The organism is Corynebacterium pygosceleis (genome assembly GCF_016595275.2).
GTDB lineage: Bacteria > Actinomycetota > Actinomycetes > Mycobacteriales > Mycobacteriaceae > Corynebacterium > Corynebacterium pygosceleis.
Window position 1 is genome coordinate 374,762 of sequence record NZ_JAENIQ020000001.1, and the last position, 22,262, is coordinate 397,023.

The following is a 22,262-nucleotide window of genomic DNA, read 5'->3' on the forward strand; positions in this document are numbered from 1 at the left end:
GTGGAACCGTTCATCTCCGGATAGCACTGAATGACCTTGTCAAACCGGGTTTTTGGACCGGTTCGGTCAAGGTCGGACAGGATAACCGGAAAGAGATTCCAGCGCAACGAGCCAGCCTATACCATTTTCCGCCGCCTGTAAAGCACCCGTGCACGGCCCCGAACCCCGGGAACAGGTGCCACCCGGCGCCCACCGGCACCCCACCGGAATGACGGCCCGGACGGGGCCCGGGCCTTCCCCACCGGCACGGGACGGCGGGTAGTACCGATGGCGCCACCCTAACAGATCGGCCACCACCCGGTCCCACGGGACACCCGGACGGCGTGGCGTCACCGTCCGGCGTGGGCCTCCTCCCGTCGTTCCCTCCGCCGGAGTCGACCACCGGACACCGCTCCGACGAGACCGGCGAGCATGAGCACCACCCCGAGAACGAGGAGGACGGTGACGAGGGTCCGCTGCCCCGAACCATCCGGGACATGTCCGGCCTGTTCGATGAGGCGGTCGACGGACTCCCCGGTACCCGCCCCGTCGAAGGCGAGAACCTGTTGCCGGGGCTCTCCGTTCCGCGTGCCGTAGTACTCCTCGACCTTCTCGTGGATGTCGACCACCAGGCCCGTCCCGGTGTCCACGTACCAGTCCCGCTCAGCGGAATAGAACAGGTAACCGGCCTCCGTGCCACCGTCGTCGGTGTCGAGGGTCGTGGTGTTGAACATGTCCGCGTAGCGGGTGGCGAGGTTCGTCGGTTCAATCGTCTGACGGTAGACGTTGAGTTCCCTGCCCCCTCTTTCCACCGTCTCCGTGTACACCGCCGGAGCACTCCCCCGCAGCGTGCCGTCGAAGACCTCATAGGTGGTCTTCTCCGGGTCCGCCGGGAATTTCGCCCACAGTCCCGACATCGGAACCTCGTTCGGCGGGATTCCCAGCTGCGAGGTCATCGTCGCCGGACCACGTGCCTCACCGGTGACGCGGTCCATGACGAAACTCCAGACGGAGGCCTCCACGAGACGTTCGAGGTCGTCTTCCCGCGCCTCCCGCATCATCGTGCTACCGATCCGCACCGTCACGGTCTCCGCGTCAGCCGGATCGAGGAGCTCGACATGGTGCTGACGGATCACCGGCGCGGTGACGACCTCACCCGGCCCCGGGTTCAGCGTCGTGCGCGCCTCACCGTCCCGCACCGTCAGGGTCGTGTCGTCCAGCGACAGGGGCAATCTGCCGTCTTCGTGGAAGAAGTGCGGTGACACCAGCCCCCACGTCACCAGGGCGGCCCCGAGCCCGAGGATCAGCACCGAGAAAATACGCGACTTCGCAAGCATGCCCCGATGCTACCCCGCGCACCGGTCGGTGATGAAGATCGGTTTTGCCGTCCTATCAGTCATCGACCGTGCCTCGGGACACTGAAAACGGCCCGCGGTTTTCCGTGTCGACGGAAATCCGCGGGCCGTTCGGGGTGCCACCGTCACGCGGTGGCGGAAGTGAATCCCGTGGGATTACTTCAGGGAGACCTTGGCGCCGGCCTCTTCGAGCTTGGTCTTGGCGGCCTCGGCGTCATCCTTGGAAGCGCCCTCGATGATCGCCTTCGGAGCGGACTCGACGAGCTCCTTGGCTTCCTTCAGGCCCAGGCCGGAGACGATCTCGCGGACAGCCTTGATCACGCCGATCTTCTTGGCGCCGGCATCCTCGAGAACGACGTCGAACTCGTCCTTCTCTTCCTCGGCTGCGGCAGCGGCACCGGGGGCGCCGGCGGCCACGGCGGCGACCGGAGCGGCGGCGGTGACGTCGAAGGTGTCCTCGAAGAGCTTCACGAACTCGGAGAGCTCGATGAGGGTCATTTCCTTGAAGGCCTCGATGAGCTCGTCATTGGTGAACTTAGCCATGGTGGCAGTCCTTTCAGTTGGTGGCCCGGATGCACCGGGCCGAAAAGTTTGTGCTGTGGTCTAACTCTGTACGTCTCGCGCCGTGGGGCGGGAAACGATTTACTCTTCGCCCTGCTTCTTTTCCTGGAGCGCAGCGCTGAGGCGTGCGATCTGGGAAGCCGGTGCGTTGAACAGGCCTGCGGCCTTTGCCAAGCTGCCCTGCATGGCGCCCGCCAGTTTCGCGAGAGTGGTCTCGCGGTTGTCCAGCTCGGCGATGGCTTCAACCTGAGCCGCGCTCAGGAATTCGCCGTCCATGTAGCCACCCTTGACCACGAACGCCTTGTTGTCCTTGCCGAAGTCCTTCATCGCCTTGGCTGCGTCAACAGCCTCGCCCTCGATGAAGGCGATTGCGGTGGGACCGGTCAGGACGTCATCAAGACCTTCGACGCCGGCTTCTTTCGCAGCCAGCTTGATCATGGTGTTCTTGGCGACGGAGTAGGTGACATCCGAGCCGAGAGCCCGACGCAGTTCAGTGGTCTGAGCCACGGAGAGACCGCGGTACTCGGTGAGCACGACGGCGTTGGTGGACTCAAAGCGCTGCTTGAGTTCAGCCACTGCGGCGACGTTCTTTGCGTTAGCCATTACTTCGCCTCCTTCCTCATGTGTGTGGGTCGTCTGATCCGCCGGGACCCCGACACCGCACCGGATGAACGATGTGGAAATGACGGAGCCCCGTGCAAGAGCACGGGGCGCACACCTCGGAAAGAGGGAGGCTCCAAGTGTCTCCTGCGTGGGCCGTTCCGCACTGGGCGGACACCTTCGATCCCGTTCCCGGGATGACCGACGGTCTTCGGTGAAACTTGAGCTCGGCACGCTGAAAGGCGCACCGTTCAAACTTCGATGGGTCAGTGTATGCGCACTCCACGCGCAGGTCAAATCATCACCGGTTGGATCTTCCCGGACGCCCCCGGGCGGGTACGAGACATGAAGAAACCCCGTCCGGTCGGAATGACCGTGGACGGGGTCCCACCCGGTGACCCGGGTCAGATCATCGGCGGGATGATCAGACCTGGGGCTCGTCGAGGTAGTTCTTCACCACGGTGTTGTCCACGGGGATGCCGGGGCCGTTGGTGGAGGAGATGGTGACCTTCTTCAGGTAGGTGCCCTTCGAGGAGGCCGGCTTGAGGCGCAGCAGCTCGTCGATGAGAGCACCGTAGTTCTCGGCCAGCTTCTCGGCGTCGAAGGAGGCCTTGCCCAGCACGGCGTGCAGGTTGGCGGCCTTGTCGACGCGGAAGGAGATCTTTCCGCCCTTGATCTCGGTGACGGCCTTGGCGACATCCATGGTGACGGTGCCGGTCTTCGGGTTCGGCATGAGACCACGGGGGCCGAGGACGCGGGCGACACGTCCGACCTTGGCCATCTGGTCCGGGGTGGCGATGGCGGCGTCGAAATCGGTCCAGCCGCCCTGGATCTTCTCGATCAGCTCGTCGGTACCGACCATGTCGGCACCGGCCTCTTCAGCCTGGGTCGCCTTCTCGCCTGCGGCGAAGACGATGACGCGGACGGTCTTACCGGTGCCGTTCGGCAGGGAGACGGTACCGCGGACCAGCTGGTCGGCCTTGCGGGGATCGACGCCGAGACGGACGGCGACGTCGACGGTGGCGTCGAAGTTGTCGGAGGAGGTCTCCTTGACGAGACGGGTGGCCTCGATCGGGGCGTAGATGCGCCCCTCGTCGATCTTCTCCGCCTTGGCGCGGTAGGCCTTGGACTGCTTGCTCATTGTGATTCCTTAATTTTCAGGTGTCGGAAAACGGGGTGGAATTCGTGGTACGGGCCGAAGCGGGCCCTCCCACTCGATCCGGTCCCGACGGGCGGGACCGGGGTGCCGCGGGCTACTAGCCCTCGACCTCGATGCCCATGGAACGGGCGGTACCGGCGATGATCTTCGCGGCGGCGTCGATGTCGTTGGCGTTGAGGTCTTCCTTCTTGGTCTCCGCGATCTCCTTGATCTGGGCCATGGTGACCTTGCCGACCTTCTGGGTGTGCGGAACGCCGGAACCCTTCTGGAGACCGGCGGCCTTCAGCAGCAGCTTCGCGGCCGGGGGGGTCTTCAGCTTGAACTCGAAGGAGCGGTCCTCGAAGACGGTGATCTCGACCGGGATGACGTTTCCGCGCTGCTGCTCGGTGGCGGCGTTGTAGGCCTTGCAGAATTCCATGATGTTGACACCATGTGCACCGAGGGCGGGGCCGACCGGCGGAGCCGGGTTGGCCTGTCCCGCCTGAATCTGCAGCTTGATCAGTCCGGTGACCTTTTTCTTCTTCTTCGGGGGCATCGTAATACCTCTTCCTTGTTACCGACGACGGTGGCCGATGTCCGTGTGTGGGCCGGCCGGAACTCCCGCTCCGACCGTGCACAACCGCCGTCATCGTCCGGATGCCGGGCCCCACCCGCAGTTCCGACTGCGTTGAAGGCGTAACCCGGCCACCGGGGATTGATGTGTGTTGGTTCCTGACGTCTTCACCGTCAGTGATGACGTGACCCGTCAGAGATGCGTGTGGTCCTTCCTCGGCACCGTTTCACCCGTCAACGACCTGATCTACCGGAGTCACCGCGATCACGCGGGACGTTTCCCGGTATGTCCACTGACGGCTGTCCGCTGCTGAAACCCGGACACACGCAACGAGTCAGACTACCTCACCGATCGGGGACGCACAAAACCCGTCCGGTTCCGGCCGGGTGCGGACCGGCGGGTCGGACGGGTTGTGGTGCGGATCGGGTCCGGTGAGCTAGGTGAGCTTCTCAACCTGGTCGAACGTCAGGTCCACCGGGGTCTCACGACCGAAGATGGAGACGAGGGCCTTGAGCTTTCCACCCTCCGCGTCAATCTCGGAGATCGTCGCCGAGACGGAGGCGAGCGCTCCGGTCAGGATGGTGACGGCTTCACCGACCTGGAAGTCCACCTCGATCTGCTGCGCGGCCGAGGAACCGGGCTGCGCGACGAGCTTCTCACCGGACGCGTCCGCGGTGCTCTCCTCACCCTCGACCGGAGTGGTCTCCTGCGGCATGAGGAACTTGGCGACGTCGCGGTGCTTGACCGGGGTGGCGTTGCCCTCGTTGCCCACGAAGCTCGTGACACCGGGTGTATCGCGGACGACGGACCAGGAACGGTCGTTGATGTCCATGCGGACGAGAACGTAACCGGGGAGCAGCTTCCGCTTCACCGGCTTCCGCTTGCCGTCGCGGATCTCGATGACCTCCTCGATCGGAACGACGACATCGTAGATGGAGTCCTCGACCTCGAGGGTCTGGGCACGCATGTCGAGGTTGGTCTTCACCTTGTTCTCGTAGCCGGAGTAGCACTGGATGATGTACCACTGGCCCGGGAGCTTCTTCAGTTCCCGGAGGAACTTCCGCAGACGGGCCTTGTAGTCGGCGAGGGCCGCCTCCTCCTCGCTCTGAGCACCGTTGGCTGCGTCTCCGCCTTCGTCTCCGAGAGCCGCCGCAGCGGCGGCGGCGATGTCGGTGCTCCCCTCGCCCACGGAGGATGAGCCGCTGGCGTCCTCGGCGGTGACATCACCCAGGTTCGGCTCGTCGGTGCCCTCCACCATCTGGATGTCAGCGTCCTGGACCGGTTGTTCCGGAGTGGTCGCCGCCTCGTCGGTGGTGGACCCGAGATTCTCGGGGTTGGTGTTGTCGTCGCTCATCTGGGTGTACTCCATTAGGTTTTCGATCGGGGTGGGGACGGGGTGCTGTGCGCCGGTCCCGACAGGGTCTCTTCGCCACATTCTACGCCCACCACCTCATGAAATATCCCGCCGGACCTCTCTGGGTCGGGCGGGATACTGCGTGATGAATGTTTGTGTCCGCGATTCTAGTTGGCGGTGAGCGCCTTCTCAACTCCGAGTCCGGCGAGGAAATCGACCCCGGAAACCAGAGCGGTCAGCAGAATGAGGAAGATCAGCACGATGACCGTGTAGACCACCATCTGCTTCGCGGTCGGCCAGATGACCTTCCGCATCTCCTGGACGACCTCGGGGAGGAAGCTACCGGCACGGGAGACGAAACCCGAATCCTTCTTGTCGTCCCCCGAGACCGCCACCGAGTCGCGCGCCTTCTTCGCGGCGTAGGAATCGCTGCTGGTGGTCGAGACACCGGCCACCTGCCGCTTACCGGCCGGACGTGCCGAACCTGTCGGCTGCGGCTTGTTTTCGTCGGTCACGGTGCGGTGCTCCTCGGTTCTGCGTGTGCATAAAGTATGTTGCAGGGGCGACAGGACTTGAACCTGCAACCTGCGGTTTTGGAGACCGCTGCTCTGCCAGTTGAGCTACGCCCCTTCATGCACTGCATTCTGCAGTACGCGACTACCCTACCAGATGTTCACGGGCCTGATGAAAGCACCTCCGACACCCGGGGCATCCGCAGAGATATCAGGAAAACACCGCCCGACACCCCGAGAGGTGTGGACGGTGGATCTTCTGGTATCCCGGTAGCGATGGCGAGAATTGAACTCGCGACACAACGATTATGAGTCGTTTGCTCTACCACTGAGCTACACCGCCATATGATCGTTTCTCCACGACCGCGACCGTAGAAGACCCCGGCGGGAAAAACAACAGAGCCCCCTGACAGAATCGAACTGTCGACCTTTTCCTTACCATGGAAACGCTCTGCCGACTGAGCTAAGGGGGCACAGCCTCTTCAGGATCGTGCGGCGCGCGCCCTCTCCGTTGAAGCCTCACAAAGATTAACCCGATCCCACCGAACTACACAAATCACCAGTTCAAAACCCATTTTTCACCATACCGGCGCCACATCGGGACCACACCGGACATTACCGGGGACGCACACCCCTCCCCGCAACCCGCAGACCTCACCAACCTCGACCCCGGACACACGAAAGGTCCGTACGGACACCCCCCCCATGAGGGAAGGAACCGTACGGACCTTTCTGCGGTGCCAGGTGATGGATTCGAACCAACGTAGGCTAAGCCGACGGATTTACAGTCCGCTCCCTTTGGCCGCTCGGGCAACCTGGCGTGCGCCGCTCACGCGGTGCACTGAACACTCTACTACGTCACCTCCGTAGACACGCAAGTCTGCACGTCAAAGCTCTTTTTCAGAGGTTGGAGAGGTTCAGCCGACACGACTGACCGTGAAGCGGGTCAGATGACGCAGAGCTGCGGTCGTGTCATTCTGCGGCAGTTTCTCCAGTTCGGCCTCCGCGAGATCCACGTAGTGGCGGACATCGGCGAGTGCCTTCTCCCGCCCGCACGACCGGTGCAGGAGCTCCAGAACCTCCGCGACCTCATCATCCCCCGCGACCGGACCCGTGAGTCGGGCGCGCAACTCGTCGCCGACCGCCCCCTCCTCTTCGAGGGCGTAGAGGACGGGTAGGGTGAAGACCCCCTCCTTGAGGTCCGTTCCCGGCGTCTTCCCGGACTGGTCGGTGTCGGAGTAGATGTCGATGATGTCGTCGACGATCTGGAAGACGGTGCCGATCGCGTAGCCGAAACGTCGGAGAGCGTCGACCTGTTCCGGTTCCGCTCCACCGTGCAGACCACCGAGGTATCCCGCGGAGGCTATGAGGACGCCCGTCTTCTCCCGGACGACGTCCCGGTAGTGTTCGATCGGGTCCCCGTCACGGGGTCCGACCGTCTCCCGCATCTGGCCGGTGACCAGTTCCCCGAAGGTCTCGGCGAAGTGCGCGACGGTGTCGGCCCCGAGCTGCGCCATGATCCGTGAGGCGCGGGCGAGGAGATAATCCCCCGCGAGGATCGCCATGGAGTTTCCCCACCGGGAGTTCGCGGAGTCCACACCACGACGTTTGTCCGCCTCATCCATCACGTCATCGTGGTAGAGGGTGGCCAGGTGGGTCATCTCGACCACGGCGGCGGCCTTGACGACCTCACCGCTTCCCGCGCGGGCGCCGTAGCGGGAGGCCAGCAGCGCGAACATGGGGCGGAAGCGCTTGCCACCCGCCGCAGCGAGGTAGCGGACCTTGTCCGTGACGAACTCCTCACCGACGGCGAGTTCGGCGACGAGGAGTTCCTCGACCTCGCGCATACCCGAGGAGATCGCCTCGTTGAGTTGCTCATCTCCCAGGTTGAACGACGTTCCCGGGGAGAACCTCTTGTCGTGGTCGCCTGGACCGTGTGACACGGTACGGCCGTTACTCATGCGTCGTTGCCCTCGTTGTCTTCTCTCGGCGGGCTGGACCGACCGCCGGATTGGAGTGGTGTGCTGGGGCTGCCTGCGGTTTCCGGGCATCCGCGGTTCCGGCGCCGTCCGACGCCGCTACCGCAGATGATGTCAGGAGATTCCCTGGTTCCGGCGCGGTGGCCACCTGACGACCATCACAGGACCAGAGCAGACCCTGAATCAACCGTAGTCGACGCGAACGGTTGCCGGACACTCCGGGGTGAAAACCCGGTGGCGCACGGAGGTGCGACAATGGGACGGTGAGTATCTCTGCGCCCCGGGTCGATTCAACCGATGTCCTCGTGGTGGGCGGTGGACCGGCGGGAGCCGCAGCCGCCCTCCACGCGGCCCGACGTGGATTGAGCGTCCTCCTCGTCGACGCCGCACGGTTCCCCCGGGACAAGACGTGTGGTGACGGCCTCACTCCGCGTGCCATGCACCAGTTGCAGCTTCTGGGGTTCGGCCCGGAGATAGCCGCCGGCTACCGTTCACGGGGTCTGAAGCTGCACGGGTTCGGCGGGGACGTGACGGCTCCGTGGCCGAAGTCGGCCTTCGGATCCGAGGGGTCCGCGATGCGTCGGACCCGTCTCGATGCACTGCTGTTCGAAACCGCCCGGGCGACTGACGGTGTGACCGTCCGGGAGGGCTCTCCGGCGGTGGATGTCTCGCTCCGGCATGGACGCGTGGAGTCTGTGACGGTGTCGACCCCGGACGGTGACCGGACGGTGCGGTGCGGGACGGTGATCGTGGCCGACGGTGTCCGCTCCCCCTTCGGGAAACTGCTGGGGCGGGTGTGGCACCGGACCGAGGTGTACGGAATCGCCGCCCGCGCCTACTGCGCCACCCCGTTCTCCGGGGAGGAATGGATCCATTCCCACCTGGAACTCCGTGACCGGGAAGGGCGGGCGCAGCCGGGTTACGGATGGATCTTCCCGCTCGGAGACGGTCACGTGAACATCGGTTGCGGAGCACTGTCGACGACGGCACGCCCGGCGAAGGTGAACACGAAGAAACTGCTCTCCCACTACGCGGGGCTCCGGAGGGCGGAGTGGAGTCTCGGACCGGAGACCGACGTGGCGAGCGCCCTCCTGCCCATGGGAGGTGCCGTGAGTGGGGTCGCGGGCCCGAACTGGATGCTGATCGGGGATGCCGCGGCGTGCGTGAACCCGCTCAACGGGGAGGGGATCGACTACGGGCTGGAAACCGCGCGTCTGGCGGCGGAGCTGATCGACCCGCGGCGTGATCTGACCGTGGTGTGGCCCCGGGTACTGCGCGAGAATTACGGGGAGGCGTTTCTGCTGGCCAGGACGGCTGCCCGACTGTTGACCCACCCACGGCTGCTTCCGGCGGTGGGGCCGTTCGGTTTCCGGGGCCCACAGGCGGCTCCCCTGATGCGGACGACGGCACGGTTGATGGGAAACCTCGTCACGGACGGTGACCGGGATGTGGTGGCCCGGGCGTGGCGTGCGGCCGCCGGGGGACTCTACCGGTTGCGTGGTTCCGGCGCGGTCCTCTGGGCGTGAGCCCCTAGACGGGCTTCACGGCGGAGTGGAGGGCGGTGACGCCCCCGGTGAGGTTCTGCCAGCCGACACCGGTCCAGCCTGAGGCGGCGATCTCCCGGGCGAGCTGCTCCTGGTCGGGCCAGGCACGGATCGACTCGGCGAGGTACTCGTAGGCGGAGGGGTCGGAGGAGACGACCCTGGCCAGAGCGGGCAGTGCGCGCATCAGGTACTCCTTGTAGACCTGAGCGAAGACGGGGACGACGGGAGTGGAGAATTCGGCGATCGTCAGCCGTCCACCGGGTCTGGTCACCCGCGCCATCTCCCGGAGACCCGCACGGATGTCGGCGAAGTTCCGGAGGCCGAAGCTGATGGTGACGGCGTCGAAGGACCCGTCCGCGAAGGGGAGGGCGAGACCGTCGCCGGTGACCTTGGACACGGCACGGTGCGCGCCGGCTGCGAGCATTCCCGTGGAGAAGTCACAGGCCACGCACCAGGCCCCGGAGCGGGCCAGTTCGACCGTGGACACGGCGGTTCCGGCCGCGAGGTCCAGTACCCGTTCCCCGGGGCGCAGGTCCAGGCGTTGGCGGGTCCGGCGGCGCCAGTAGCGGTCACGACCGAGGGAGAGCACCGTGTTCGTGATGTCGTATTTGGCGCCGACCGCGTCGAACATCCGCGCGACCTCGTCGGGATTCTTGTCCAGGGATGCCTTAACCACGTGGTCAAGGCTACGCGACGGCTAGCGCCACCGTGCCCACGCCCCTGGTCGTACCCCACCGGAGCGTTCCGTCCGGCGCTGCCCGGCGATGACCACCGAATAGTGTCCCCGCAGTTCACCGCAGACGCGCCCCCAGGTCCGGCCCGCGACCCGGTCGAGCGCCGCGGCGGACATCCCCTCCCGCTCAGCCAGGACACGGTCCACCGCCGCAGGCAGATCCTCACTGAACGTGTCCACCTCGAGAAGATCACCGTTCTCCCCCGGGGTGATGAGATCCACCGGCCCACCGGCACGCGGCCCGATCGTCGGCACACCGGAGGCCTGCGCCTCCTGGATCGTCTGACAGAACGTCTCGAACTCCCCGGGATGGACGAACACGTCGAAGCTCGCGTAGGCCCGCCCCAGTTCCTCTCCCCCGAGGGCCCCGGTGAACACGGCTCCCGGCAGCGCGTCACGCAGGGCCCCAAGCTCGGGCCCGTCGCCGACGATCACGAGCTGGAGATCATCCCGACCGGACAGACAGGCGAGCCGGTCCACGCCCTTCTCCGCAGCCAGCCGACCGACGTAACCGACGATGCGCCGCTCCCCGGTCGGGTCCCAGGAACGGCGCAACCCCGTGCTCCGGTGAGCCGGGTTGAAGCGCTCTGTGTCCACGCCCCGGGCCCAGCGGTGGACGTCGGTGACACCGTGGGACCTCAACGCCTCGATCGCGGGCGTCGCGGGAGCGAGGGTACGGGCGCAGGAGTTGTGGATCAGTCGGGTCCATTCCCACGCGGCGACCGACAGTGCGGACAGGTGGTACTTCTCGGCGAACCCGACCACGTCCGTCTGGTAGACCGCGACCGCCGGGACCCTGAGCTGTCGGGCGACGAACGCGCCCGCGGCACCGAGGACGAACGGGCTGGCGAGGTGCACCACGTCGGGGCGGAAGGAACGCAGGGCGTGGTTGACCGCCGGGACGGGGACACCGACGGGCAGTGAGTTGATGAGCGGGACCATCACGGTGGGGACACGCACCACCGGGAAACCCGCGTAGGAGACCACCTCCTCCTCGAAGTCACGCGCGCCCGGGGCGATGACGAGGGCGTCGTCCCCGTGGCGGCGAAGGTGTTCGAGCACCCGGAGCACGGAGTTGGTGACACCGTTGACGTTGGGGAGGAAGGACTCGGCGACGATGGCTACACGCATGTCCCCGATGATGGGTGCTCCGGTGGACGGTGAGGTCACGTGCGGGTGACGGGAGAATGACGATGTCCGGAACTATCGGTGCCGGAGGACCTGACGGTAGTGGTCCACGAGTTCCGCGCAGACGCGCCCCCAGGTCCGGCCCGCGACCCGGTCGAGCGCCGCGGCGGACATCCCCTCCCGCTCAGCCAGGACACGGTCCACCGCCGCAGGCAGATCCTCACTGAACGTGTCCACCTCGAGAAGATCACCGTTCTCCCCCGGGGTGATGAGATCCACCGGCCCACCGGCACGCGGCCCGATCGTCGGCACACCGGAGGCCTGCGCCTCCTGGATCGTCTGACAGAACGTCTCGAACTCCCCGGGATGGACGAACACGTCGAAGCTCGCGTAGGCCCGCCCCAGTTCCTCTCCCCCGAGGGCCCCGGTGAACACGGCTCCCGGCAGCGCGTCACGCAGGGCCCCAAGCTCGGGCCCGTCGCCGACGATCACGAGCTGGAGATCATCCCGACCGGACAGACAGGCGAGCCGGTCCACGCCCTTCTCCGCAGCCAGCCGACCGACGTAACCGACGATGCGCCGCTCCCCGGTCGGGTCCCAGGAACGGCGCAACCCCGTGCTCCGGTGAGCCGGGTTGAAGCGCTCTGTGTCCACGCCCCGGGCCCAGCGGTGGACGTTCCGGACCCCGTGGTCGGTGAGCTCGGCGATCGCCGCGGTGGACGGGGCGAGGGTACGGGCGCAGGAGTTGTGGATCATCCGGGTGACCCGCCAGGAGGCGGAGATCAGCAACCGGAGATGGTAGCGGAGGGCGAAGCCCGCGACATCGGTCTGGTAGACCGCGACCGCCGGGACCCGGAGTCTGCGGGCTGCCGACGCACCGGCGGTGCCGAGGACGTACGGGCTGGCGAGGTGGATGACATCCGGGCGGAAGTTCCGGAGTGTCCTGTACATCATCGGGACGGGGACACCGACGGGCAGTGAGTTGATGAGCGGAACCATCACGGTGGGGACACGCACCACCGGGAAACCCGCGTAGGAGACCACCTCCTCCTCGAAGTCCCGCGCACCCGGCGCGATGACGATCGCCTCGTGGCCGTGCGCGGACAGGTGCTCGAGCACCCGGAGCACGGAGTTGGTGACACCGTTGACGTTGGGGAGGAAGGACTCGGCGACGACGGCGATGCGGAGCCTCCGCTCAACCACCCTGGGTTCCCCCCTCCCGACGTGTGCGTCGACGATCCGGAATCCCGATGAGCCACCAGGCTGCGGCGGCGAGTGCGCTGGCCACGGTCGCGGTGGCCAGCGCCGGGGGCAGGGCGTGACTGAAGTTCCTCCCGGAGACCTTCACGAGGTCGGGGTTCCCCCGCTGGTAGTCGACCCAGACCCCACTGCCGGTGGCGAGGTTCCCCGGGTAGAGGACACCACCTCTGGGGGCGCGGAGGCGCCCGCTCTCATCCCGGTACTCCACGGTGGTCCGCCACCATCCGGCGTCGGTGACGGTCGCGTAGGCCTGGCCCCGGTCGGCCGCGATCGTGCGGTCGTTGAGCCAGGGGCCGATGACCATGGCGAGGACCATCAGCATGGCGGACACCCAGAACAGGATCACCAGCTGGTGCTGGCGGCGGCGCATCCGGTCGCGGGGTACCCGGTCCAGTGCCGCCCGGAGCGGACCCGGAATCACCTGCCGACCACCCTGCCCGACAGGGCGGAGTGCAGGTCCCGTCGGGTGCTCCGGGTGGTTCTGGCCTCGATGATGAGCGGTGGGTGCGGGAGTTCGATGGACTCCTCCAGTTCCCGGATGAGGTCGGCGGTGTTCCCCACCGAGCGGTGCTCCCAACCGTGAGCGGCGGCCAGTCCCGCGATGTCGACGCCGTGCGGGGTACCGAAGACACGCTCGAAGGTGCCGCGCAGGCCGGGAGCCCCGGCCTCCAGGGTCTCGAAGATCCCCCCTCCGTCATCGTTGGCGACGACGATCGTGAGGTTGTTCGGCAGCGGGTCACCGTCGCTGATGAGAAGTCCGCCGGAGTCGTGCAGGAAGGTGACGTCACCGAGCAGTGCGACGGTACGCGGGGCGCGGGGTGCGGTCCGGTCGCGGGACTGTGTGGCGAGAGCGACCCCGACCGCCTGCGAGACACTGCCGTCAATTCCCGCCGTGCCCCGTGGGGCGTGGGTGGATACGCCGTCGAAGGGCAGCCCCACGAGGGCCATGTCGCGGACGGGATTCGACGCCCCGACGAAGAGGGTGTCCCCGACCGCGAGGCCGTCGGCCACGGCGGCGGCCACGTGCAACCCGGTGAATCCGAGCTCCTCTTCCCCGAGGACCTCACGGACCGCGTCGGCGGCCTGCTGGCCCGCGGTCTCACAGAGCTTCAGCCACTGCTTCGTGGGTTGCCCGTCGACACGCACCCGACTGGCCACACGATGGGCGTTCCCCGACGGGTCGGTGTAGCCGTCGGAACGGGTCAGTACCGTGACCTCGATACCGGGGTCGGACATCAGGGCAAGGACGTCACGGTGCAGGGTGGGGTGTCCGATGACGACGAGCTGCTCCGGGCGGGTCTCCAGGACGTGTCCCTCCGCCGACACCTGCTCCCGGGTGAAGAGTCCGGCGGCCGCGGGATGTACGGGACGGTCCGGGGCGGGGGCGGTGGGTTCGGCGATGGTGGGGACACCGGCGAGTTCCTCGACGGGCCAGGCTCCGTCACCGGCGATCACGAGGGTGCGCCGGGTCAGATCGAGGTGCGCGGTCCCCCAGTCGCGGTGGGGACGGCGGCGTGGGGGACACCCCGACGGAAGCTCAGCGGACGTCGGAGGTTGCGGATCGACGAGCGGCACATCGAAGGCGACGTTGAGGTGGACACGGTCGTGCGACAGTGCGCGGCGGGTGACCGCGGCCGCGTGGGCAGGTTCAGCACCGGCGTCGACGGTGACGCACACGGCGGACGTCCCGAAGATCCCGTGCTGATCGATGGTCTGGGAGGCACCGGTGCCGACGAGGCGGGAGGGACGGTCCGCGGCGAGGACGACGAGCGGAAGATCGCTGTGGTGGGCCTCCAGCATGGCGGGCAGGCAGTTCGCGACGGCTGTTCCCGAGGTCACGATCACCGCTGCGGGACGGTGGTCGACACGCGCCATCCCGAGTGCGAGGAACGCGGCGGAGCGTTCGTCGAGCCGGACGTGGAGGGTGAGATCGGTGCGGGCCGCGACGGCGAGCGCCAGTGGGGCGCTACGGGATCCCGGGCAGACGATGACGTTCCGGATCCCGGCGGCGGCGAGTTCCGCGGCGATCACGGCAGCGGTTGTGGTGGCGGGGACGGTCATGGTCTTCAGAGTCTAACCGGGTTCACCGACCCGCCCCCTCACACACCGACCTGATGTTTCAGGTGCCGGAGCGCCTCCCGCAGGTGGGCGTGCCAGAAATCGACGGTGCCGGTGTCCGCGGCGAGATCCGCGAGCCTGTCCGTGTCCGGTTCCACCGGTGCACAGGAGAGATGACCGTCGACGATGGTCCGTCCGGCGGCCTCCGCATCGACGACGTCCTCGACGAAGAATCCTCCGGTCCCCAGCCCGGCGGGTGCGGGTGGGACGTCGATCTCGTCGTCATCGGTGTGCCCGGGCAGGGCGGCCACCGCGGCGAGACCGGCGTTGAGCCCGACGGCGGTGTCCAGCGCACTGGCGACGGTGACAGACACCCCGTGCGCCGCGATCTTCTCCACTATGTCGAGCAGCCGTCGCACACCACCGAGCGGAGCGACCTTGACCACCGCGACGTCGAGGGCGCGGGCATCCAGCACCGCGAACGGGTCACCGGCACGTCGGATCGACTCATCGGCCGCGACCCGGCAGAAAATGCCCGAACGGACCAGTCGCTGGCGCAGTTCCGCCAGTTCAGCGGTCGTGGCACAGGGTTGTTCGAAGTAGTCGAGGGGCCCGAGCGCACGCGCGGCGTCGAGCGCACGGTCCACGGTGAATCCACGGTTCGCGTCGACCCGGACGAGCGCGTTCGGGACCGCCTCCCGAACGGCGGCGACCCGGGCGACATCGTCGTCGAGGGTCTGCCCGGCTTCGGCGACCTTCACCTTGACCGTGCGGCAGCCCGGGAACCGGGCGAGGATCTCCGGCACCTCCCCCGGTTCCACGGCGGGGACCGTCGCGTTGATCTCGATACGGTCGCGTTCCGGGGTCGGGGCCCCGAGGTACGCCATCTCGAGTGCCGCGGCGAGCCACGCCGCCGCTTCAACGGGGCCGTAGTCACGGAACGGCGCGAATTCCCCCCACCCGACGGGACCGTCGAGAAGCAGAGCCTCCCGGCGCGTGACCCCGCGGAACCTCACCCGCATGGGCAGGGCGACGGTGTGTGAGCGGCCGATGAGCTCGTCGGCGTCCAGGGTCGCGATGAGTTCGACGAGGCGGGAATCCAGGGGGGCGTGGGTGAACGGCATGGCCCCAGGATACGAGACGCTACCGTTGTCCCCATGGACACACCGGACTACAGCACCGACAATCCCTTCGACCCGACGCAGTGGCGCGGGGTCCCCGGCTTCGACTTCACCGACATCACCTACCACCGGCACGTGGGCGAGGGACGGGTGAACGGCATCGTGCGCATCGCCTTCGACCGGCCCGAGGTACGCAACGCGTTCCGCCCGCACACCGTCGACGAGCTCTACCGGGCGCTCGACCACGCCCGCCGCTCCCCCGACGTGGGTTGCATCCTGCTGACGGGCAACGGCCCCAGTGAGAGGGACGGCGGCTGGGCGTTCTGCTCCGGCGGGGACCAGCGCATCCGCGGGAGGTCCGGTTACCGGTACGCCGACGGCGAAACCGCGGACACGGTGGACGCGGAGCGGGAGAAGGTCGAGGGGGGGCGGGAGAAGGTCGAGGGGGGGCGCCTGCACATCCTGGAGGTCCAGCGGCTGATCCGGACGATGCCCAAGGTGGTCATCGCGGTGGTCAACGGGTGGGCCGCAGGCGGAGGACACTCCCTGCACGTCGTCTGCGACCTGACGATCGCCTCCCGACAGGAGGCGCGGTTCAAGCAGACCGACGCGGACGTCGGTTCCTTCGACGCCGGTTACGGTTCGGCGTACCTGGCGAAGCAGGTGGGCCAGAAGTACGCCCGCGAGATCTTCTTCCTCGGCCGGACGTACGACGCGGAGCGGATGCGGCAGATGGGCGCGGTGAACGAGGTCGCGGACCACGGGGCGCTGGAGGACACCGCCGTGGAGTGGGCCCGGGCGATCAACGGGAAGTCCCCCACCGCCCAGCGGATGCTGAAGTTCGCCTTCAATCTCACGGATGACGGGCTGATGGGGCAGCAGGTGTTCGCCGGTGAGGCCACGCGACTGGCGTACATGACCGACGAGGCGGTGGAGGGACGGGACAGTTTCCTCCAGAAGCGCGATCCGGACTGGTCGGGGTTCCCCTACTACTACTGACGTCCGGATAGGGTAAGCGCGTACGGTTCACCGGGGTGATGCCCGGTCCGACCGGAAGATTCCCGGAAATCGGCAAAATTCACCTAAAGTTCATCTTTCCGTTTCCGGGGGTCCACGATGACCGGGCACGGGCCCTTCGCCCGCACCTGTCACACCCCATAAATCGGTAAACGCAGGTGAAACAGTGGGAGAACGGCATACATCGGGTAAGAAAACTACAGTTAAATACCCCCATTCGTGACAATTTTCCGACCCAGCGGGCGAGATGGCTTCCGATCATCTGTTTTTTCCTTTTCTGACGGGACATGACCTGCGGCATACTCCTGAAGTGTGACCGAATTGATCATCCTGCTCATCGTGGTTGTCACGGCCCTCGCCTTCGACTTCACCAACGGCTTCCATGACACCGGCAACGCCATGGCCACGTCCATCGCCACCGGGGCACTGCGCCCGAAGGCGGCGGTGACGCTCTCGGCGGTCCTGAACCTGGTCGGCGCCTTCCTGTCCGTGGAGGTCGCCACAACCGTGGCGAAAGGTGTCGTCGACCTCGACCAGTTCAACCTCGCCGACCCCGGACAGGCGCACCAGCTGCTCCTCGTCGTCTTCGCCGGGCTGATAGGCGGGATCGTCTGGAATCTGCTGACCTGGCTGCTCGGCATCCCGTCATCCTCGTCCCACGCCCTCGTCGGTGGCCTGATCGGCGCGGCGGTCGCGTCACTGGGCATGCAGGGCGTCGCCTGGGGCGGTGTTCTGGCGAAGGTCGTCGTGCCGGCACTCTGCGCGCCGGTGGTCGCCGGCCTCGTCGCCACCGTGGGCACGTCCCTCGTCTACCGTTTCACCCGCCCCGTGGCCGAGAGGGACAAGAACCGTTACTTCCGCTGGGGTCAGATCGGCTCCGCGTCACTCGTCTCGCTCGCCCACGGCACGAATGACGCCCAGAAGACCATGGGGGTCATCTTCCTCGCGCTCGTCGCGACCGGGAGCCTGGGAGCGGACGCGAACATCCCGTTCTGGGTCAAGTTCTCCTGCGCCGTCGCCATCGCGCTCGGCACCTACATGGGCGGGTGGCGGGTGATCCGCACCCTCGGCAAGGGACTGGTGGAGATCGACTCCCCGCAGGGGATGGCCGCCGAGACCTCCTCCGCCGCGATCATCCTCACCTCCTCCCATTTCGGCATGGCCCTGTCGACCACGCACGTCGCCACCGGTTCCATCATGGGATCCGGACTCGGCAGGAAAGGCGCGGAGGTACGCTGGGCCGTCGCGGGACGGATGGCCGTGGCCTGGATGATCACCCTCCCCGCCGCCGCCCTCGTCGGCGGACTGACCTGGCTGCTCGCCCACGCGGTGGGGCTCGCCACCGACGATCTGGTGGGCGTCGTCCTCGCCTTCACGATCCTGGTCACCCTCGCCGGACTCATCTGGACCCGCTCCCGCCGCGCACCGGTCAACTCCGGCAACGTCAACGCGGACTGGGACACCAGCACGAACCGGGTCGCACCCGCCACCCGCATCACCGCCGACCCCGAGGAGCCGTTGAGCCCCACCGACACCGTCGGGACCAGCACCAGTGACTCGTCCGGAAGGAACCTTCGATGAGCGTCGCAACCCTGATCTCCGATCTCCTCCAGGTGATCCTCGCCGGACTCGTCCTCGGCGCCGGACTCCCCGCACTGTTCGCCGTCGGCGTCCGCCTGGCGTCACCGGCCGCACACAGTGCGACACAGACCGTCCCCACCTGGCGGAAAGGTCTCGCGGGACTGTGCTTCGCCGTGATCGTCGGCTCGATCATCCTCGGGATCATGTGGATCACCAAGGGGGTCCTCCACGACTCCTTCGGCCTCGACATATTCGGTACAGAGGCCCACTGACCCGTCGCACCACCGGAAGAACCCCGGCCCCGTGGTACACCGTCACCGTGTACCACGGGGCCGGACCTTTTCACCGGGCCGCCGGTGCGCCGGGCTTGCATCCGCGGGACAGTATCGCTAGTCTCATCAATCATTGATGATCACCAACTAATTCTGTGCCCCATCATCGTTGGCCGTCCACCACCTGATCCGACGGCACAGCCGATGCGCCCCCGCACCATGAAAGAAAGGAGGCCGACACCATGTCACTGCTCCACGTGTCCGCCACCGGCCCATTCCGCAGCACCGTCGGCCGGGTGCTCAACTGGCTCCGTCCGGCCCCCGCCCCGGTGCCCGCACCACTGACCGTCCTCGCGGAGCCCCTCCGGGTCCGGGAGCTTCTCCACGGGGACGAGGACATCTTCGTCTGGTATCTCATCGACGCCGGCATGACCCCCGCGACCAGAGAGGACATCGAACTGGCCTGGGTCATCCACCACGGACTGCGTCCCAGCGAGGAGACCGTGTCCTATCTCCGGGAGTCCGTCCTCGAACCACTCGGACTCAACGCCGGTTAAACGTCATCCGGAGGGGACGTAGACTTCCCCCATGGACACCCGAACACTGCGTCCGCTCCCGGTGCCCCCGGGAGACCCGGCGTCGATACTCCCCGACCTGGCTGACGCCATCGCCGGGAATGTCACCTGGCTCCCGGTACCCGCCGGCCGTGGCCGGGCGGACCGGGACCGTGCGGAACTGCTGATCCGATCCCAGCGCTGCGGGGCCCCCGTGGACCCGGACATCGCCGTCGTCGTCGCCACCTCCGGCTCGACGGGCACACCGAAAGGTGCACTCCTGACCCCGGGAAACCTCGTCTCCGCGGCGGACGCCACACACACCGCCCTCGGCGGTGAGGGACACTGGCTTCTGGCGATGCCCGGCCACCACATCGCGGGCCTCCAGGTCCTCGTCCGCGCACTCGTCGCAGGAACCGCACCACTGCACCTCGACGTCTCCGACGGGTTCCACGTCGCCGCCTTCGCCGCCACCACCTCCGAGCTGGTCGCCGCCGCAGCCCGCGACGACACCCCCGCATACACGGCACTCGTCCCACTGCAACTGGCCAAGGCCCTGGACACCCTCGCCGGCATCGAGGCACTGCGGAAATTCGATGCGGTCCTCATCGGCGGTGGCCACCTGCCGCGCCACCTCAGACAGTCCTGCGACAGACTCGGCATCAGGATCGTCAGCACGTACGGCTCCTCCGAGACGACCGGTGGCTGCGTGTACGACGGACACCCGGTTCCCGGAGCCCGGGTACGGATCCGGGACGGCCGCATACTCCTCGGCGGGCCGATGATCGCCGCCGGCTACCGCAATCCACCCCCGGGCGACGACTCCTTCGCCGAACCCGGCTGGTTCGCGACCCGGGATCGGGGAGAGATCACCGACGGTCTTCTCACCGTCACCGGAAGACTCGACGACATCATCGATTCCGGCGGTCTGAAACTGCACCCCGGAGTCGTCGAGAAGGCGATGCTGGACATCACCGGTGTCGACGGGGCCTGCGTCGTCGGTGTCCCGCATCCGCGACTCGGCCAGGCCGTCGTCGCGGCCTACACCGGATCGATCGACCCCTGTCAGGTGATCGAGGGTCTCGACGAGCTGCCCAGATGGCAACTGCCGAAGGATGTGCGCCGCCTGTCCACCATGCCGGTCACAGGCCCCGGCAAACCTGACCGTGACGCGGTGCGGAGACTGTTCACGGCACCCCGCCGCTGATCCGGGGAGTCGATTGCACACCCGACACCCCGGTCGACGAAGATGGTGACATGGCTGATTCAACCATCACCCGGTCCCCCCGTCCCGCCGACTGGCTGGAGGGCGCCCGCCCCCACACCTGGCCCAACGCCTTCGCCCCCGTCATGGCGGGATCCGGTGCGGCGGCGGCCATCGACGGATTCGTCGCCTGGAAGGCACTCTTCGCGGGGGTCGTGGCTCTCGCACTCATCGTCGGGGTCAACTACGCCAACGACTACTCCGACGGCATCCGCGGCACCGATGACGACCGTTCCGGCCCCCTGCGCCTGACAGGTTCCGGACTCGCCCGCCCGGAGCACGTCCGCACCGCCGCCTTCACGGCTTTCGGCGTCGCGGGTGTGTTCGGGCTCATCCTCGCCGCGACGAGCGCGTGGTGGCTGATCCTCGTCGGTGCCCTCTGCATCGCGGGGGCGTGGTTCTACACCGGTGGAAGAAACCCCTACGGTTACCGGGGGCTCGGTGAAGTCGCGGTATTCGTGTTCTTCGGCCTCGTGGCGGTTCTGGGAACCCAGTTCACCCAGGCCGGCCGAATCACGTGGACGGGTCTGGCGGTGGCGGTGGCGGTGGGGTCCTTCTCCGCGGCGGTGAACCTGGCCAACAATCTCCGGGACATCCCCACGGACGCGAAGAGCGGAAAGATCACCCTCGCGGTCCGCCTCGGCGACCGGGGAACCCGCCTGCTGTGGGCGGTCCTCGCCGGCGTCCCCTACCTGTTGAGTCTGGCGATCGCCGCACCGCACCTTCCCGCCCTCGCAGCACTCATCGCACTCCCGGTGTCGGTCGCGGCGGCGGAGCCGGTGCTCCGTGGGCGGACCGGCCGGGACCTCATCCCCGTGCTCGGGGCCACGGGAAAGGCGATGCTGCTGTGGGCCGCGGTCACCGCGATCGCGCTCACACTGGGCTAACCCACACCGGGGACGGGACGTGTCAGCGTTCCGCCAGTTGAGACTTGACCCACTCCCTGTGGGCACGTCGCTGTTCATTCCACTCCGCGAGATTCCGGGTCACCCTGATCCGCAGTGAGCGGAACACGAACATGGACAACGGAAAGGCGACCAAGAGCGCCAGGAGCGACGAGATCACCAGGGGAACCGGCGCACCGATGAGGATGGCCAGCCCCTGGATCACCACGGTCAGCAGAAGGAACAGTCCCAACCGGGCGAGACCGTAGAGCACCATGTCACGGCGGACACGTCCACGTAGTTCCTGATCCAGTTCCGGGGCGGCGTCATTGACGGCGTTTTCACTCACACCCACCGACATTACTAAACCGACCCGGAAGGCCCGTATTGTTGACGGGGACCACCCCGTCGGAAGGAATCCCCGTGGGACGCCTCATACTGCTGCTCCTCATCATCGTCGTCATCGTTCTGCTGTGGAAGGCCTTCGGCCCCGGCAGCCGTGCGCGGTACCGCGCCATGCCGCAACCCCAGATCAAGGGTCCGGACGATGACGACGAGTTCCTCTGGACCATCAAGAAACAGCGTTTCAAGGAACGACGCGCCGCCGAACAGGCCGCCCGCGAAGAAGAGGAACGCATGCGTCGGGCACGCGACAGGTACACAGGACACCCGGACGACCCGACGGACAACGGGGACACCGGGAAAACCGACACTCCGGAAAAGTGACCTTTCTCACGCCCTTTCGCTGACTTCCCGACCACCGGAAGCCTCCCCCGACAATTCCGCCCCACCGG

The 22,262-nt window shown here is 67.1% G+C and carries 23 protein-coding genes and 4 tRNA genes; 8 read left to right on the forward strand and 19 right to left on the reverse strand.

The features are described from left to right. Positions 1-329: 329 nt before the first annotated feature. The 12 genes from pgfA to JIM94_RS01595 all read right to left on the reverse strand — a co-directional run bounded on the left by pgfA (position 330) and on the right by JIM94_RS01595 (position 8,034). Positions 330-1,316: a cell envelope lipid trafficking protein PgfA gene (gene pgfA, locus JIM94_RS01540; protein ID WP_200253952.1), complete on the reverse strand. Its 987-nt coding sequence runs from the start codon at positions 1,314-1,316 to the stop codon at positions 330-332. A gap of 174 nt (positions 1,317-1,490) precedes the next feature. After that, positions 1,491-1,877, reverse strand: coding sequence for a 50S ribosomal protein L7/L12 (gene rplL, locus JIM94_RS01545; RefSeq protein WP_200253954.1), 387 nt, complete (start codon positions 1,875-1,877; stop codon positions 1,491-1,493). A 99-nt stretch (positions 1,878-1,976) separates the two neighbouring features. Beyond that, positions 1,977-2,498, reverse strand: a complete 522-nt coding sequence (rplJ, locus tag JIM94_RS01550) for a 50S ribosomal protein L10 (protein WP_200253956.1) — start codon at positions 2,496-2,498, stop codon at positions 1,977-1,979. A 421-nt stretch (positions 2,499-2,919) separates the two neighbouring features. Beyond that, positions 2,920-3,636: a 50S ribosomal protein L1 gene (gene rplA / locus JIM94_RS01555; RefSeq protein WP_200253958.1), complete on the reverse strand. Its 717-nt coding sequence runs from the start codon at positions 3,634-3,636 to the stop codon at positions 2,920-2,922. Between the two features lie 115 nt (positions 3,637-3,751). Beyond that, the gene (gene rplK / locus JIM94_RS01560) at positions 3,752-4,189 is read right to left on the reverse strand and encodes a 50S ribosomal protein L11 (protein WP_200253960.1); all 438 of its coding nucleotides are present in this window, start codon (positions 4,187-4,189) and stop codon (positions 3,752-3,754) included. A gap of 454 nt (positions 4,190-4,643) precedes the next feature. Beyond that, positions 4,644-5,561, reverse strand: coding sequence for a transcription termination/antitermination protein NusG (nusG, locus tag JIM94_RS01565; RefSeq protein ID WP_234039717.1), 918 nt, complete (start codon positions 5,559-5,561; stop codon positions 4,644-4,646). 167 nt (positions 5,562-5,728) lie between these two features. After that, positions 5,729-6,076 carry a preprotein translocase subunit SecE gene (gene secE / locus JIM94_RS01570; protein WP_200253962.1) on the reverse strand — a complete coding sequence of 116 codons (348 nt, stop codon included), beginning with the start codon at positions 6,074-6,076 and terminating at the stop codon, positions 5,729-5,731. 42 nt (positions 6,077-6,118) lie between these two features. Further along, positions 6,119-6,191, reverse strand: a tRNA-Trp gene (locus tag JIM94_RS01575). A gap of 153 nt (positions 6,192-6,344) precedes the next feature. Continuing rightward, positions 6,345-6,416 (reverse strand) — tRNA-Met (locus tag JIM94_RS01580). Positions 6,417-6,473: 57 nt separating this feature from the next. Beyond that, a tRNA-Thr gene (locus JIM94_RS01585) sits at positions 6,474-6,546 on the reverse strand. Positions 6,547-6,811: 265 nt separating this feature from the next. Then, positions 6,812-6,893: transfer RNA gene (locus tag JIM94_RS01590), tRNA-Tyr, on the reverse strand. Between the two features lie 97 nt (positions 6,894-6,990). Next, on the reverse strand, positions 6,991-8,034 hold the full coding sequence (locus JIM94_RS01595) for a polyprenyl synthetase family protein (RefSeq protein ID WP_200253964.1): 1,044 nt from the start codon (positions 8,032-8,034) through the stop codon (positions 6,991-6,993). Positions 8,035-8,321: 287 nt separating this feature from the next. Here JIM94_RS01595 and JIM94_RS01600 point away from each other — a divergent pair, with 287 nt between their 5' ends. Continuing rightward, a complete protein-coding gene (locus tag JIM94_RS01600; protein WP_200253992.1) occupies positions 8,322-9,578 on the forward strand; it encodes a geranylgeranyl reductase family protein in 1,257 nt (418 codons plus the stop codon). A 4-nt stretch (positions 9,579-9,582) separates the two neighbouring features. On the opposite strand, the gene JIM94_RS01605 is transcribed toward JIM94_RS01600, so the two are convergent. The 6 genes from JIM94_RS01605 to JIM94_RS01630 form a co-directional block, all read right to left on the reverse strand. Then, positions 9,583-10,272 (reverse strand): demethylmenaquinone methyltransferase, encoded by a 690-nt coding sequence (locus tag JIM94_RS01605; RefSeq protein WP_200253966.1) that lies wholly within the window; start codon positions 10,270-10,272, stop codon positions 9,583-9,585. Positions 10,273-10,293: 21 nt separating this feature from the next. Then, positions 10,294-11,460 carry a glycosyltransferase family 4 protein gene (locus tag JIM94_RS01610; RefSeq protein ID WP_248702970.1) on the reverse strand — a complete coding sequence of 389 codons (1,167 nt, stop codon included), beginning with the start codon at positions 11,458-11,460 and terminating at the stop codon, positions 10,294-10,296. A 72-nt stretch (positions 11,461-11,532) separates the two neighbouring features. Continuing rightward, positions 11,533-12,660, reverse strand: a complete 1,128-nt coding sequence (locus JIM94_RS01615) for a glycosyltransferase family 4 protein (protein WP_248702971.1) — start codon at positions 12,658-12,660, stop codon at positions 11,533-11,535. Next, on the reverse strand, positions 12,653-13,138 hold the full coding sequence (locus JIM94_RS01620) for a DUF3592 domain-containing protein (RefSeq protein WP_200252208.1): 486 nt from the start codon (positions 13,136-13,138) through the stop codon (positions 12,653-12,655). Before JIM94_RS01620 ends, JIM94_RS01615 begins: the two co-directional genes overlap by 8 nt. Then, positions 13,135-14,778, reverse strand: coding sequence for a 2-succinyl-5-enolpyruvyl-6-hydroxy-3-cyclohexene-1-carboxylic-acid synthase (gene menD / locus JIM94_RS01625; protein ID WP_200252210.1), 1,644 nt, complete (start codon positions 14,776-14,778; stop codon positions 13,135-13,137). Before menD ends, JIM94_RS01620 begins: the two co-directional genes overlap by 4 nt. A 38-nt stretch (positions 14,779-14,816) precedes the next feature. Further along, positions 14,817-15,854 (reverse strand): o-succinylbenzoate synthase, encoded by a 1,038-nt coding sequence (locus JIM94_RS01630; protein ID WP_418904437.1) that lies wholly within the window; start codon positions 15,852-15,854, stop codon positions 14,817-14,819. Between the two features lie 78 nt (positions 15,855-15,932). On the opposite strand from JIM94_RS01630, the gene JIM94_RS01635 reads away from it, so the two are divergent. The 6 genes from JIM94_RS01635 (at position 15,933) to JIM94_RS01660 (ending at position 21,471) form a co-directional block, all read left to right on the forward strand. Then, entirely contained in the window at positions 15,933-16,895 is a 963-nt protein-coding gene (locus JIM94_RS01635; protein WP_200252216.1) for a 1,4-dihydroxy-2-naphthoyl-CoA synthase, read from the forward strand. 330 nt (positions 16,896-17,225) lie between these two features. Further along, complete coding sequence (locus JIM94_RS01640) at positions 17,226-18,494, forward strand: inorganic phosphate transporter (protein WP_200252219.1); 1,269 nt, start codon at positions 17,226-17,228, stop codon at positions 18,492-18,494. After that, on the forward strand, positions 18,491-18,766 hold the full coding sequence (locus JIM94_RS01645; RefSeq protein ID WP_200252222.1) for a hypothetical protein: 276 nt from the start codon (positions 18,491-18,493) through the stop codon (positions 18,764-18,766). Before JIM94_RS01640 ends, JIM94_RS01645 begins: the two co-directional genes overlap by 4 nt. A gap of 242 nt (positions 18,767-19,008) precedes the next feature. After that, positions 19,009-19,323: a hypothetical protein gene (locus JIM94_RS01650; protein ID WP_200252225.1), complete on the forward strand. Its 315-nt coding sequence runs from the start codon at positions 19,009-19,011 to the stop codon at positions 19,321-19,323. A gap of 31 nt (positions 19,324-19,354) precedes the next feature. Continuing rightward, a complete protein-coding gene (gene menE / locus JIM94_RS01655; RefSeq protein WP_200252228.1) occupies positions 19,355-20,527 on the forward strand; it encodes an o-succinylbenzoate--CoA ligase in 1,173 nt (390 codons plus the stop codon). A gap of 50 nt (positions 20,528-20,577) precedes the next feature. Next, complete coding sequence (locus tag JIM94_RS01660) at positions 20,578-21,471, forward strand: 1,4-dihydroxy-2-naphthoate polyprenyltransferase (RefSeq protein WP_200252231.1); 894 nt, start codon at positions 20,578-20,580, stop codon at positions 21,469-21,471. A 22-nt stretch (positions 21,472-21,493) separates the two neighbouring features. Here the strand turns inward: JIM94_RS01660 and JIM94_RS01665 are convergent, their stop codons facing one another. Further along, entirely contained in the window at positions 21,494-21,817 is a 324-nt protein-coding gene (locus JIM94_RS01665) for a DUF4229 domain-containing protein (RefSeq protein ID WP_248085833.1), read from the reverse strand. Positions 21,818-21,891: 74 nt separating this feature from the next. Between JIM94_RS01665 and JIM94_RS01670 the strand changes: the two genes are divergently transcribed. Further along, positions 21,892-22,194, forward strand: coding sequence for a hypothetical protein (locus JIM94_RS01670; RefSeq protein ID WP_200252236.1), 303 nt, complete (start codon positions 21,892-21,894; stop codon positions 22,192-22,194). Positions 22,195-22,262: the final 68 nt, after the last annotated feature.